This is a genomic window from Schaalia sp. JY-X159 (assembly GCF_014525425.1).
Taxonomy (GTDB): Bacteria; Actinomycetota; Actinomycetes; order Actinomycetales; family Actinomycetaceae; genus Scrofimicrobium.
Map to the genome: position 1 here is coordinate 500,111 of NZ_JACEXI010000002.1, position 13,351 is coordinate 513,461.

At 59.5% G+C, this 13,351-nt stretch carries 10 protein-coding genes; 6 read left to right on the forward strand and 4 right to left on the reverse strand.

Translation table 11 applies throughout. The annotated features are described in order from the left end of the window. Positions 1-79: 79 nt before the first annotated feature. Genes IDL90_RS05190 through IDL90_RS05210 form a run of 5 tightly spaced genes read left to right on the forward strand, consistent with a single transcriptional unit; the run spans position 80 to position 5,742 of the window. Complete coding sequence (locus IDL90_RS05190) at positions 80-658, forward strand: 2-oxoacid:acceptor oxidoreductase family protein (RefSeq protein WP_187994590.1); 579 nt, start codon at positions 80-82, stop codon at positions 656-658. Further along, positions 642-1,901 carry a transketolase C-terminal domain-containing protein gene (locus IDL90_RS05195; RefSeq protein WP_182141580.1) on the forward strand — a complete coding sequence of 420 codons (1,260 nt, stop codon included), beginning with the start codon at positions 642-644 and terminating at the stop codon, positions 1,899-1,901. Before IDL90_RS05190 ends, IDL90_RS05195 begins: the two co-directional genes overlap by 17 nt. 8 nt (positions 1,902-1,909) lie before the next feature. Further along, positions 1,910-3,370 carry a thiamine pyrophosphate-dependent enzyme gene (locus tag IDL90_RS05200; protein ID WP_262509034.1) on the forward strand — a complete coding sequence of 487 codons (1,461 nt, stop codon included), beginning with the start codon at positions 1,910-1,912 and terminating at the stop codon, positions 3,368-3,370. A gap of 2 nt (positions 3,371-3,372) precedes the next feature. Further along, positions 3,373-5,013 carry an NAD(P)-binding protein gene (locus IDL90_RS05205; RefSeq protein WP_187994591.1) on the forward strand — a complete coding sequence of 547 codons (1,641 nt, stop codon included), beginning with the start codon at positions 3,373-3,375 and terminating at the stop codon, positions 5,011-5,013. A 45-nt stretch (positions 5,014-5,058) separates the two neighbouring features. Next, positions 5,059-5,742 carry a uridine kinase gene (locus IDL90_RS05210; RefSeq protein ID WP_187994592.1) on the forward strand — a complete coding sequence of 228 codons (684 nt, stop codon included), beginning with the start codon at positions 5,059-5,061 and terminating at the stop codon, positions 5,740-5,742. A gap of 45 nt (positions 5,743-5,787) precedes the next feature. Here IDL90_RS05210 and IDL90_RS05215 read toward each other — a convergent pair whose 3' ends face one another. The 4 genes from IDL90_RS05215 to IDL90_RS05230 all read right to left on the reverse strand — a co-directional run bounded on the left by IDL90_RS05215 (position 5,788) and on the right by IDL90_RS05230 (position 11,395). Then, positions 5,788-7,575 (reverse strand): ABC transporter ATP-binding protein, encoded by a 1,788-nt coding sequence (locus tag IDL90_RS05215; protein WP_187994694.1) that lies wholly within the window; start codon positions 7,573-7,575, stop codon positions 5,788-5,790. A 182-nt stretch (positions 7,576-7,757) separates the two neighbouring features. After that, positions 7,758-8,732 carry an ABC transporter permease gene (locus tag IDL90_RS05220; protein ID WP_187994593.1) on the reverse strand — a complete coding sequence of 325 codons (975 nt, stop codon included), beginning with the start codon at positions 8,730-8,732 and terminating at the stop codon, positions 7,758-7,760. Continuing rightward, positions 8,725-9,651: an ABC transporter permease gene (locus IDL90_RS05225; protein ID WP_182141576.1), complete on the reverse strand. Its 927-nt coding sequence runs from the start codon at positions 9,649-9,651 to the stop codon at positions 8,725-8,727. Before IDL90_RS05225 ends, IDL90_RS05220 begins: the two co-directional genes overlap by 8 nt. 106 nt (positions 9,652-9,757) lie before the next feature. After that, positions 9,758-11,395: an ABC transporter substrate-binding protein gene (locus tag IDL90_RS05230; RefSeq protein WP_187994594.1), complete on the reverse strand. Its 1,638-nt coding sequence runs from the start codon at positions 11,393-11,395 to the stop codon at positions 9,758-9,760. A 523-nt stretch (positions 11,396-11,918) separates the two neighbouring features. On the opposite strand from IDL90_RS05230, the gene mgtE reads away from it, so the two are divergent. Then, on the forward strand, positions 11,919-13,313 hold the full coding sequence (gene mgtE, locus IDL90_RS05235) for a magnesium transporter (RefSeq protein ID WP_187994595.1): 1,395 nt from the start codon (positions 11,919-11,921) through the stop codon (positions 13,311-13,313). The last annotated feature ends 38 nt before the right edge of the window (positions 13,314-13,351 follow it).

Here is a 13,351-nt window from a genome sequence, read left to right on the forward strand (position 1 = left end):
AACTCCCAGGTCAAACACTATTTGAAAGTTGCGAATGTGATTGCGTGCACGTAGGCCACGATGTTCCTAGATTTGAAACATGGTTGAAATTAGAATCCACGGGCGAGGGGGCCAAGGGGTTGTCACGGCTTCTGACCTAGTCGCCATGGCCGCATTCCACGAGGGCCACCACGCGCAGGCATTTCCATCGTTTGGCTCCGAGCGCACAGGTGCGCCGGTCGTCTCCTACTGCCGCGTTGAGGACAGGGAGATCCGCAGTCGCGAACCCGTCCTCGAACCCGACATCATCATTGTCCAGGACCCCACTCTGCTCACGGTCATGGACGTCTTCTCCGGACTGAAGCCCGGCGGGTACGCCCTCATCAACTCAAGTAAGACTCTTGAAGAACTTGAGCTTGAGGACGTCCTCAAGAAGACGGATGCCGACCACTTGGTAACAGTGCCGGCCTCAGAACTGGCACGCGAACACCTGGGACGTCCTCTTCCCAACGCGGCCCTGCTGGGCGCCATGTCCGCTTTGACTGGCCTGGTAGACATCGCCAGTGTCGAGGGCGCGATCAAGCAGCGCTTTCATGGGCGTTTGGGTGACTCGAACTCGGCCGCAGCCCGCGCGGCCTACGACTATGTAAAGGAGAGCGCGGATGCGGAAGCAAATTGAGGGGTCCAAGGCCGTCGCTGAGACGGTCGCGCACTGCCACCCCGAGGTGATTGCCGCCTACCCGATTAGCCCTCAAACACACATTGTTGAGGAGCTTTCTAACCTGGTGAAGCGCGACGTCCTCAAAGGCTGCGAATATATCAACGTTGAGTCGGAGTTTGCCGCCATGTCTGCCTGCATCGGCGCCAGCGCCGCAGGGGCGAGGACGTACACCGCGACGGCATCACAGGGCCTCTTGTTCATGGCCGAGGCCGTCTACAACGCCTCTGGCTTGGGAATGCCCATTGTCATGACTGTCGCCAACCGAGCCATCGGCGCACCTATCAACATCTGGAATGATCACACTGACGCCATGAGCCAGAGGGATTCCGGGTGGTTGCAGCTCTACGCTGAAGACAACCAAGAGGCGGCCGACCTGCATGTTCAGGCTTTCAAGATTGCCGAGGAACTGTCACTTCCTGTCATGGTGTGCATGGACGGGTTCATCCTCACCCACGCAGTTGAGGTCGTTGACATTCCCGAAGAAGCAAAGATTCGCGCATTCCTGCCGCCATTCGAGCCACGGCAAGTGCTTGACCCCAAACACCCTCTCTCGATCGGCGCCATGGTTGGCCCAGAGGCTTACACGGAGGTGCGCTACCTGGCCCACCACCGGCAAATGCAGGCACTCGACCTCATTCCCCAGGTCCAAGAGGAGTGGAAAGAGTTGTTTGGACGCGACTCGGGCGGGCTGGTGAAGCCATACCGCATGGAGGATGCGGACACGGTGATCGTCGCCCTCGGATCCGTGCTTGGCACCATCAAGGATGTTGTCGATGAGCGCCGTGAACAGGGTGAGAAGATCGGAGTCCTAGGCATCGTCTCATTCCGTCCCTTCCCGACAGAAGCGCTCCGTGAGGCTCTCGCTGGGATAAGCCGCGTCATCGTTGTTGAGAAGGCTTTCAGCGTCGGGATCGGTGGCATTGTCGGCGCTCACCTGCGGCCCGCACTACCTGACGGCGACGTGTCCTTCTTTGAAGTCATTGCCGGACTGGGCGGTCGCCCAATCACGAAACGTTCACTTCACAAGATGATCGACCAGGCTGCCCGGGACGATCTGGAACCACTGACATTCCTCGACCTCGACCAAGAGCTTGTCGACAAGGAACTGGCTCGCGAAGCCGAATCACGTCAGTCGGGTCCCGCGGCAGAGAACCTGGTTCGCCTCGCTCGCGAACGTACCGACTCGGCTCTCGGAAGGTAGGAAAGACAATGAAGGTTGAACTAGGAATACCTGCCACGCGGGAGACCGAGATTCCCTCCCGCGACAACGTGAAGTTCTATCAGGTTGGTTCCTACGCCGTGGGCAACCGCCTTGCCGAGGTGATCGACAGGTCGATACAGTCCGATCCTCACCGCTACAACTCCCTCACCTCCGGTCACCGCGCATGCCAGGGGTGCGGTGAGGCGCTTGGCGCCCGCTACGCCCTCGACACCGCGATGGCGGAAACCGATGGTGACCTGGTTGCCGTGAACGCCACCGGGTGCCTGGAGGTGTTCTCAACCCCCTACCCGGAGTCAGCATGGACCGTTCCGTGGTTACACTCCCTGTTCGGGAATGCCCCGGCTGTCGCGACGGGTGTGGCTGCGGCGATGAAAGCGAAGGGGCGAAACACCCGGGTTGTTGCGCAGGGCGGCGATGGTGGAACTGTCGATATTGGTATGGGCTGTCTGTCAGGCATGTTTGAACGCAACGATGACGTTCTCTACATCTGCTACGACAATGAGGCCTACATGAACACCGGCGTGCAACGTTCCGGTGCTACGCCCCCGACCGCACGCACCGCAACCACCCAGGCAGTGGGGGACCATCCCGGAAATGTCTTCGGCCAGGGCAAAGACATGGCACGCATTGCGATGGCCCATGAGATCCCCTACGTGGCGACCGCTACCGTGGCTGACCTGCGCGACCTCGAATACAAGGTCCGTAAGGCCATGACGTTCCGCGGGGCGCGCTACATTCACGTGTTGGTACCGTGCCCGCTGGGCTGGGGGACGCCCTCGAACGAAACGATCAAACTGGCAAGACTTGCGACGCAAACTGGGTTCTTCCCAGTGTTCGAGGCCGAAGCCGGAGAAGTCACTTCAGTATCGAAGATTCGCCGCCCCGCCCCAATCGAGGAGTACTTGAAATCCCAGCGTCGCTTCGCATCCCTGTTCCGCCCGGAACGCGACGAAGAGGCACTGGCACGCCTGCAGGCAATTTGCGACCGCAATATCCGCCGCTACGGGCTGATCGAGGAAGACAAGTTGGACTCGGACGTCCTCGAACGCGTTGTCAATGCGCCTGAGGATCCTGAAGGGCGCTTCGACTCCATCCGCCAGGCAACTGCCGAAACTAAGCGGGCCCAGGTTGAGGCCGCATTCGGCAAGCGGAAGAAGAGCAAGCTTGAGGGAGAGAGTTTCTCAACCGTCATGCGCCCCGAGTTCGAGGGCGACGCCCGCTCGCAGGCTGGCAGTTCGCAGGGGCGGTCGCACACAAAGGCCGGGTCCGGTTCGGCAACCGACAAGCCGCTTGCGGAGCGACGCAGCGAGGTGCTCATTGATTCTTCAGGAATCGAAGCGGGGCCATCCGTCCTCGACCCCGAGACTGAAACGTTCGGAGTCCACGACCCCGGCACCACGAAGTACGAGGGCGACGTAGAAGCCACCTCGAATGAAGAGGAGAAGTAGAGATGACAACCGTTGACCCACGTCCCGCGACCGAACCGTTCGCAATCACTCTGGAGGTCGGTTCCTCGCTTCTGAATGAGACCGGATCCTGGCGCAGCGAGCGTCCCATCTACGTCGACCTGCTTCCTCCCTGCAACCAGGGCTGCCCTGCTGGTGAGAACGTTCAGCAGTGGCTGTACCGTGCCGAAGAAGGTGACTACGAGGGCGCCTGGCGGCAGATCATGTCCGACAATCCTCTGCCCGCAGTGATGGGACGCGTTTGCTACCACCCCTGCCAGTCGGTGTGCAACCGCGGGTTTGTGGACGAGGCCGTGGGGATCAACTCCATTGAGCGCTTCCTTGGCGACAAGGCGATCGAAGAGGGTTGGAAGATTTCTGTAACAGCCCCACCCACGGGCAAACGTGTCCTGGTGATTGGTGCCGGACCGTCGGGGCTTTCCGCCGCGTATCACCTACGCAGGCTCGGCCACCGTGTCACCGTCAAGGACGCTGGGCCCATGGCTGGTGGAATGATGCGTTTTGGAATTCCCAAGTACCGTCTGCCACGCGAGATCCTTGATGCGGAAGTGGAACGCATTCGTGAAATGGGTGTCCATTTCGAGTTCAACTCCAAAGTTGAAGATGTCGAGGCCGCAGCGAAGCAGTATGACGCTGTCTTCGTGGCCGTGGGTGCCCACATTGGGCGTCGCGCGCACATCCCCGCCGGCGAGTCAGCGAAAATCATGGATGCAGTGACCATGCTGGCGGATACTGAGGTCGGTGAGAAGCCGCTTCTGGGTCGCAGGGTGGTTGTTTACGGTGGTGGTAACACCGCGGTTGACGCAGCCCGAACCGCGAAACGTCTGGGGGCTGAAGAAGCAGTCATTCTCTACCGCCGCACCAGGGATAAAATGCCCGCCCATGATTCCGAGGTCGCAGAGGCAGAAGAAGAGGGCATCATGATGCGCTGGCTTTCAACCGTCAAGCACGTCGACGGCGGCTCGATCACCATTGAAAAGATGGAACTTGACGACAAGGGCTTCCCGCAGCCGACGGGCGAAACCGAAGAGCTTGGTGCCGACTCCCTCATCATGGCGCTGGGGCAAGAGGCTGACCTCAGTCTCATGGAGAAAGCTGATTCCATTGAGATCGAGGACGGGGTCGTCAAGGTCAACTCCCAGATGATGACCGGGCTGCAGGGCGTCTTCGCCGGCGGCGACATGGTTCCTTCGGAGCGGACGGTCACGGTTGCGATCGGCCATGGCAAGAAGGCCGCGCGCTACATCGATGCCTACCTTCGTGGCGGGCAGTACACGGCCCCGGAAAAGCACCCCGTAGCGACACTTGGGCGCATGAACACCTGGTATTACGCGGATGCTCCCAAGCAGGTGCGGCAGAGGATTGAAGGGGCGCGCCGCGCGTCAACCTTCGATGAGGTCGTTCAGGGGCTAGATGAGGAATCAGCGGTCTTTGAAGCGCGACGCTGCATGTCATGCGGCAACTGCTTTGGTTGCGACAACTGCTTCGGGGTTTGCCCAGACAACGCCATCACCAAACTGAAGCCGGGGGAGTACGAGTTCAAGTACGACTACTGCAAGGGCTGCGGTCTTTGCGCTGAAGAGTGCCCGTGCGGCGCGATCTCAATGATCCCAGAGGAGGTCTAGGCTCTTAGCGTGATTACGCTAGCGCCAAACACCAAAGAACCCCGAGTGGAGTCCTGGGAGGATATCGCCCTCCCGGACTTCGCGAAACTCGTCATTGAGCAGGCCCGGCAGAACCACGATGCACGTGGGGCTCTCGGTCCGACAATCATTGCGATCAACGGCCGCAGTGGGGCAGGCAAGTCGACGCTGACGAGGGCGCTTGCGGAAGCATGCTCGAGGGCGGGGCTTGGCGACGCAGCCATCCTTGAGGCGGATGACCTGATGTGGTGGGAACCCATGTGGCAGTGGGCCCCCCTTGCGATCGATGGCGTGTTTGAGGCGCTGCGACGTGGTCAGGGGGTCGCCCTCGTCCCACCGATGTGGCGGGAAAAGGGTCGAGAGGGGTCAATCGAGATTCCCCAAGACACAGAGGTTGTTATTTTTGAGGGCGTGGGTGCATCGCAGATCGCATTTGCGGAATACCTAGACGCCAGCATCTGGGTGCAGTCCGACTACCTGGTGGCACGGCGCCTCGGGCTGGCGCGCGATATCGCGCATGGTGGGAATGGTGACGCGGAAGAATCGGAGCGCTTCTGGGATGAGTGGGACGCGTCAGAGTGCGCATTCCTTGAGGAAGATATGCCCTGGCATCGCGCCGACTTCACCGTCCTCGGAACATCGGAACGACCCGAAGCACAGGTAACGCAAAAGGCTGTGGCAGTGGCGGTGAACCAGCAGAATAACCGCTGACTTCATGCCACAACCACAGCCCTTGCTGAGGCTGAAACGGAGACCCTAACCGATACCGAGCGGGATCGAGTGACCGGGAACCGCGCTGATGAGTTCCTGAGTGTAGGGCTGCTTCGGGTTTGCAAACAGCTGTTCCGAAGAAGCGGCCTCGACAACCTTGCCGTTCTCCATAACCACGACGTCATCTGCAATCAGACGGACAACTGCGAGGTCGTGGGTGATAAACAAGTAGGTCAAGTCCAGTTCCGCCTGCAGGTCATTGAGCAGGTTGAGGATCTGGTTCTGTACGAGGACGTCCAGCGCGGACACCGCCTCATCCAAGACCACGACTTCAGGCTTCAACGCCAGGGCACGCGCGATTGCTACACGCTGACGCTGGCCGCCCGACAGCTCGTTCGGGTAGCGTCGCATCGCTGAGCGGGGCAAGGAAACCAGGTCGAGCAGTTCAGCGACCCTTGCCAGGCGTTCCTTCTTGTTGCCAACCCCGTGAACTCGCAGGGGTTCCTCAACAATTCTGAACACTGAATACATCGGGTCCAGCGAGCCGTAGGGGTTTTGGAAGACCACCTGCAACGTGCGCCGCAGGTCGAACAGTTCCTTCCGGCCCAGAGTCGCAAGGTCGTGTCCTCGGAGGAAAACCTTTCCAGATGTCGGGTCCAGCAGGTTGAGAATAATGTTCGCAACCGTTGACTTGCCCGACCCCGACTCGCCCACGATAGCCATGGTTGTCCCGGTGCGAACCCCGAAGGTGACGTCGTTAACAGCCCTGAGGATCTTCTCCTCACCCTTTGCGCCGCGCACCTCAAACTCTTTGACCAGGTTCTCGACGCGAACGATCTCTTCGGTCGAGGTCGCGCCCGCACCGGTTCCAGTCAGTTCCTCTTCGGTGGTTTGCACACCCCGCTCATGGGCGGAAATGATTCGCTTCGATGCGAGCGAAGGTGCTGCGGCGACCAGACGCTGCGTGTAGGGGTGCTGGGGATTCTGCAGAATATCCAACGCAGCACCCGACTCAACAACCCGCCCTCGGTGCATGACGATCAGTTGCTCAGCACGCTCAGCAGCAAGGCCGAGGTCGTGGGTGATGAACAGAACCGCTGTTCCCATCTCGGCGGTCATGGTTGCCAGGTGGTTCAAGATACGCTTTTGGACCGTCACGTCCAACGCCGAGGTCGGCTCATCAGCGATGAGCAGCTTCGGGTGTGCGGCAAGGCCGATGGCAATGAGCGCCCTCTGGCGCATACCGCCAGAGAACTCATGTGGATACTGCTTAGCTCGGCGAGGCGCGTCAGGCAGGCCGGCCTCTTCAAGGAGGTCGGCGACCCGCTGGCCCCGTTCAGAGCGCGGCACCACATTGTTGGCGGTCAGTGCCTCCTTGACCTGGGACCCGATGCGCCACACCGGGTTGAGGTTAGTCATGGGGTCCTGGGGAACCATGCCGATCTCGCTGCCGCGATACTTGACCCAGTCTTTGGGGCCAAGTTTGGCGAGGTCTTCGCCGTCAAACTCAATACTGCCTCCGGTCACCTTGCCGGTGCCGGGAAGAAGCCCGATGATTGCGGCCGCAGTGGTTGACTTCCCCGAGCCCGACTCACCCACGATGGCCACAGTCTGACCGGGGTAAATGGTCAGGTTGGCCTCTCTTACCGCGGGGACCATACCTGTCGACGACTCGAAGGCGACACTGAGGTCGGTGATCTTCAGGAGCGGCTTGGAAGTATCCAAGTCGCGCTTCTGCGCCGCCGCAATGGCGACGGCGTCCTCGACCAGTGACTCTTCGTAGACGGTCCGACCGTCGGGAGCATCGGACTCATCGGCAGTGGAATCGCGCATCTCTTGGCGATCTTCTGTCTCGGTGAGGCGGCTGGGCGCGTCGGAGGCGTCCTCGTACTCCGCTAGGGGATCGGCCCCGGCAAAGAAGGACTCATCATCCGGTGGCACCGGAGAGTCGCCATCGCGAGCAGGACGGAACGACTTGTTGAGGTTCTTGTCGTCCGGAATGAAACCCATATCTGTCATCGTTTACGTGCCTTCGGGTCGAGGGCGTCACGCACAGCGTCGCCCATCATGATGAAGCTAAGGACAGTCATACCCAGTGCGATAGCCGGGTAGAAAAGCACCATCGGCTGTGTTCGCAGGGCCGCTTGGGCGCGGCTAATGTCGCCACCCCAAGAGACGATGTCCGGTGGGAGGCCAACACCAAGGAACGACAGGGTTGCTTCGGCAACAATGAAAGTTCCGAGGGCGACGGTCGCATAAACGATGATCGGCGCGGCGGCGTTCGGCAGAATGTGCGACGTGACAATACGCCAGCGTGACGCCCCTGTGGCGCGCGCTGCTGTGACGTACTCTTCATTCTTCCCGGATAGGACAGCTCCTCGAGCAATTCGTGCGATTGAGGTCCAGCCAAATACGGAGAGGATGAAGACGACCATGAAGACGTTGCGGTTGTCCTTGAAAAGCTGCATGAAAACGATGGCCGCGAGGACCAGCGGAACCGCGAAGAAGATGTCGGTAAGTCGTGACATTACTGCGTCAATCCACCCGCCGAAGTAGCCCGCCAGTGTGCCGATCACGGTGCCCAACAGGGTGACGATGATGGTGGTGAACAGACCTACGGATACGGAGGCGCGTGCCCCATAGATCACGCGTGAGTAGATGTCACAGCCCTGGCGGTCAAACCCGAAGGGGTGTCCGGAGCGGGGGTCCGCTAGTGAGTTTGAGAGTTCGCAGAACTTGGGGTTCTGGCTGGTAAACCAGGAGGGAAACAGGGAAAGCAGCACCGCGAGTGTAATGATCGCGAGGGCGATCCAGAATAGGGGTCGGGTGCGGAGGTTCTTCCACGCTTCACCCCACATGGATGACGGTGCTGAGTCATCTGCGACTGCGTCGACGGCTCCGAGGCCGGTTTCGTCTGTCGGAGAGACATAGCGTTCTTGGCCGGGCCGTGCTTTTTTCAGGCCCAGCGAGGGGACAGGAGAGTTAGGCATAGCGGATCCTTGGGTCCAAGACCGCGTAGAGCAGGTCAACTAGAAGGTTGGCGACGATGTAGACGAGGACGAGGGCGGTCGTCACGGAGACAACCGAAGAGGGCTCGCCGCGGATGATGCCCTGCCAGAGCATGCCGCCAACACCGTTGATTCCGAAAATACCTTCGGTGACAATCGCGCCGCCCATTAGGGCCCCGAGGTCGGCACCGATAAAGGTGACGACAGGGATGAGGGAGTTGCGCAGAATGTGGCGGTTCATCACGGATCCGGACGTCAGGCCTTTAGCGCGCGCCGTACGGACAAAGTCGGCACCGGCTGTCTCTGAAATCGACTGGCGCGTTAGCCGAATGATGTATGCAAGAGAGACTGCGGATAGCACAATCGCTGGCATAAGCAGCGATTTGAAGCTCACGTTTGCGCCCACAGTGGTTGGAAGAAGCCCCCATTTCACTCCGACAAAGTACTGGAGTAAGAAGCCGATCACGAACGTGGGGACAGAGATCAACACCATGGAGAAAACCAGAATAGTGGAGTCAAACCACTTGCCCTTGCGCATTCCTGCAATGACACCCAAGAGGATTCCGAAGATTGCCTCAATGGCGATCGCCATGAATGCCAAGCGAATCGTGATGGGGAATGCGTGTGCCATTTGCTCAACAACGGGTCGACCGGAGAAGGTCTTCCCAAAGTCAAACGTCACAACACCCTTCAGGTAGAGCAGGTACTGCATCCAGAAAGGCTTATCAAGGTTGTACTCGGCGCGGATGCGCGCTTGGACGGTCGGGTCAAGCCCGCGGTCACCGCCCAGGGCGGCAACAGGATCGCCAGGCATCAAATACACCATGGCGAAGATCAAAAATGTGGCGCCGAAGAAAACCGGAATGGTTTGCAACAGGCGGCGCCCGATATATCTAGGCATAAAAAGGGTCCTCGGCTGGGCCTACAGGATGGCATGCACTATAACGCGAACACGGGGTGACGACCATAGGTCGCCACCCCGTGAACACTTTTGCGTTAAGTGCTGATTACTTGGAGATCTCGTAGTACAGCGGGACGGAGTTCCATCCAAACTCAACGTTCTGTGCGACCTCGGCGTAACCACCGGTTACGTTCGAGTACCACAGCGGAACTGCCGGGAGGTCCTCAAGGAGGATTTCCTGTGCATCCTGGAGAAGGGCGGTGCCTTCTTCAGGGGTTGCGGCTGCAGCAGCATCGCTCAGGAGAGCGTCAAAGTCAGGGTTCGAGTAGTCGCCATCGTTCGAGCCTGCGCCGGTGCCGTAGAGCGGGCCGAGGAAGTTGCCCAGAGCCGGGTAGTCAGCCTGCCAGCCGGTGCGGAAGGCCGTCTTGATGGTGCGGCTCGTGACTTCGTCACGGAGTGACTTGAAGTCCGGGTAGGGCTTGCCAGCAGCGTCAATACCGAGGTTGTTCACCAACTGGTTTGCAACTGCGTCAACCCATGCCTGGTGACCACCGTCTGAGTTGTAGGCAATCTCAAACTTGCCGGTGTAGGGGCTGATGGCCTCTGCCTGTGCCCAGAGTTCCTTGGCCTTGTCAGCGTTGAAGTCGAGGACGGTAGCGTTGGTGAGGTTGCCGTCCCATCCGTCAATAACAGGCGAGGTGAAGTCGCGGGCAGGGGTGCGGGTGCCGGAGAAGATCGCAGTCGTGATTTCTTCGCGGTTGATCGCCATTGAGATGGCCTGGCGACGGAGGATGCCCTCTTCGCCGGCGAAATGCTCAAGGCTCTCCGGGATCGTGAAGGACTGGAAGATAGCTGCGGGCTGGTTGATGGCGCGATCGCCAAGTTCCTGCTCGAAGGTTGCCAGTGCCTCATCCGGGATGGCGTCGAGGACGTCTAACTGACCGGACAGCAGGTCTGCGTAAGCAGCGGTCTGAGTCGGGTAGAAGATGAAGTCGATGCCACCGTTTGCCGGAGTGCGTCCGCCGGTGTAGCTCTCAGAAGGAACCAGCTGGAGGCGTTCGTTGTGAACCCATCCTTCGCCACCGAGCTTGTAGGGGCCGTTGCCAATTGGCTCTTCGCCACCCTTTTCAGGATCGTCAAGAGTGGACTGGGGGAGCGGGAAGAATGCCGAGTAGCCCAAGCGTAGCGGGAAGTCAGATTCTGGCTGCTTGAGTTCAATGGTGAAGGTGGTGTCGTCAACGACGGTTAGACCGGAGATTGTATCGCCGCTCTCGATGAGGCCGTCCTCGGTGGTACCTGCGATAGGAGCGAAGAAGTAAGCGGAAAGGTGCTCGCCCTTTGCTCCAAGGTTCCACGCGTCAACGTAGGAGGCAGCGGTGACCGGCGTACCGTCAGAGAAGGTCTGATCGGCCTTGAGGGTCACAGTGTAGGTCTGAGAGTCTTCGGTCTCGATCGACTCTGCGGCCTCGTTGTGGACTGAACCGTCAGCTGCGTAGTAAACCAAACCGGAGAACAGCAGGTCAACAACCCTACCGCCACCGACCTCGTTCGTGTTGGTGGGAATAAGTGGGTTCTGGGGTTCGGTTGAGTTAGCGGTGATCATCTCCGCTGAAACTTCTCCGGCTCCGGCATCGCCACTCTGGTCCGTGCCGCTCTCAGAGCCGGTGCCACCGCCACTGGAGCAGGCGGCTAGTGAGAGTGCGAGTACGGCCGGTACTGCCAGCCAAGTCCTCTTCAGACTCATAGTCCCTCCTTACAGGATCTATAGGTTTCGGGGCGCATTGGGCGCCCAGACCTCTGCACCATAGGGAGTAATGTGCGTTTTGCGAAGGCCACGTTCATCATCCGAACGCAAATTTTCGGTAACGGTTTGATAAACGCACAGGTCGGAGAGGGTTTGCAGCCAAAGATAACAGAATGGTTCCAAAATTCCCTGAGACAAAGATTGGCACTTCTGCTTCAAAATATGAATGAAATCCGGGCTCTCCGGGGTGTTCCAACCCACCCCTACCCCACATTATCGGGGGGTAGACTCTTCATGGGTTCGGAGCCCCTACATTTCGGGTTCCCGGACATGGAAAGAGGCTCTGCCTCAGTACCTAAGGGGGTGGCCCAGGACTTGGGAAGTCAAAGTAGCAACTCGTGTCCGCCTCCCCAGCGCTGCCACGGGTAGCCGATTCGCAAAGACAGTTCATTCTGTTTGAAGTGGGCCGGGGAACGGATGCGAGGAAAACAGCCAGTTAGCCAACCTCAATCCAAGGCTCATCATGAAATTCAAGATGTTCAAGAGTCGGGCTCCTGAACCACTATCAACTGTGCCCGAAACGCTCAGAGAAGTTGTGGCTGTCGGGACTCCGCGCGCTCTTTCTCTGTGGCTCACAGACGTGGATCACGACCTCATGGGTAACCAGATCGACGACCTCGACGTGCCGCAGGCGGAACGGCTTACCGAACTGCTCACGCCCGCATCAGCCCGCGAGCTCCTCGAGTCCATTGGGGACTATCAGGCGTACATGTTCCTAAGGAAGCTGCCACTGCCGGTAGCCGCGGGGCTCCTCGATACGTTGGATGCAGATGAGGCAACCCAGGTCATCGAACTGATGGACGAGGACGACCGTCATGAGGTCCTGCGAGCGATGGAGTACTCCCGCTCCGCCCTCGTTCGTGGACTATTGGCTTGGCCCGATGATTCGGCAGCGTCCCGTATGCGTCCGATTTTCCTTCAAGTCGGTAGCGAAGCGACCATGGCCGACGCTGTCGCAGTGGCACGGAGGGACCCCGATTCTCTCGAAGAGGGCGTTTTCGTAACCGAACAGACCAGCCAGGGTCAGGTCGCCCTCGGATGGGTTTCCCAGAACGCCATGGTTCTTGCGAAGCGGGCCGACCTCGTTGCGGACCACATGGTTCCGGCGGACCGGCTCCAGCAGTGGTCGGTGAAACCTCTGGCAGACCAGGAACGGGTTGTCCACCGCGTGCGGGCACGTGATTCCGAGGTCGTTCCGGTGATGGACGGGAAGTATATCCTCGGTGTGATCACCATGGACTCGGTCAATGAGATTCTTCGCGAGGAGACGACCGAGGACGTTGAAATGATGGGTGGATCCGCGCCACTCGAGGTGCCCTACATGCAGGCCTCGCCCGTCAGGCTGTGGTCGAAGCGTGTCGTGTGGTTGTTGGTACTCTTTCTTGCCTCCATGTACACGTCGAACGTTATGCAGGCGTTCGAGGACGTTTTGGCAGCAGCGATTGCTTTGAACTTCTTCATCCCTCTTTTGATTGGTACAGGTGGAAACGTCGGAACCCAGATCACTACGACTTTGATCCGTGCGATTGCTGCTGACGGTGTGCGATTACGCGACGTCTGGGGCGTGATGTGGAAGGAGTTCCGCACAGGATTTCTGATAGCTGGAACGATGGCTATTGCAGGGTTGGTGCGTGCGTGGACCCTGGGAGTCGGGTGGCCGATCACAATAACGGTGATTATTTCGCTGGCCGCAATTGTCATGTGGTCTTCGATGGTTGCAGCAATACTGCCGCTGATTCTCAAGAGGATGCGCCTTGACCCCGCGGTCGTGTCGGCCCCGATGATTTCCACCATCGTTGATGGGACAGGGTTGCTGATCTATTTCAGCGTGGCCAAGCTCTTGATACCCGGCCTCTAGGGCGTTCATCCGGCAGATGTCGGAGGTGCTCGGTAGCC

Bases quoted from the DNA above. Each gene is read 5' to 3' on its own strand.
- IDL90_RS05190 (WP_187994590.1), top strand. From the start codon at position 80: ATGGTTGAAATTAGAATCCACGGGCGAGGGGGCCAAGGGGTTGTCACG.
- IDL90_RS05195 (WP_182141580.1), top strand. From the start codon at position 642: ATGCGGAAGCAAATTGAGGGGTCCAAGGCCGTCGCTGAGACGGTCGCG.
- IDL90_RS05200 (WP_262509034.1), top strand. From the start codon at position 1,910: ATGAAGGTTGAACTAGGAATACCTGCCACGCGGGAGACCGAGATTCCC.
- IDL90_RS05205 (WP_187994591.1), top strand. From the start codon at position 3,373: ATGACAACCGTTGACCCACGTCCCGCGACCGAACCGTTCGCAATCACT.
- IDL90_RS05215 (WP_187994694.1), bottom strand. From the start codon at position 7,575: ATGCGCGATTCCACTGCCGATGAGTCCGATGCTCCCGACGGTCGGACC.
- IDL90_RS05220 (WP_187994593.1), bottom strand. From the start codon at position 8,732: ATGCCTAACTCTCCTGTCCCCTCGCTGGGCCTGAAAAAAGCACGGCCC.
- IDL90_RS05225 (WP_182141576.1), bottom strand. From the start codon at position 9,651: ATGCCTAGATATATCGGGCGCCGCCTGTTGCAAACCATTCCGGTTTTC.
- IDL90_RS05230 (WP_187994594.1), bottom strand. From the start codon at position 11,395: ATGAGTCTGAAGAGGACTTGGCTGGCAGTACCGGCCGTACTCGCACTC.
- mgtE (WP_187994595.1), top strand. From the start codon at position 11,919: ATGAAATTCAAGATGTTCAAGAGTCGGGCTCCTGAACCACTATCAACT.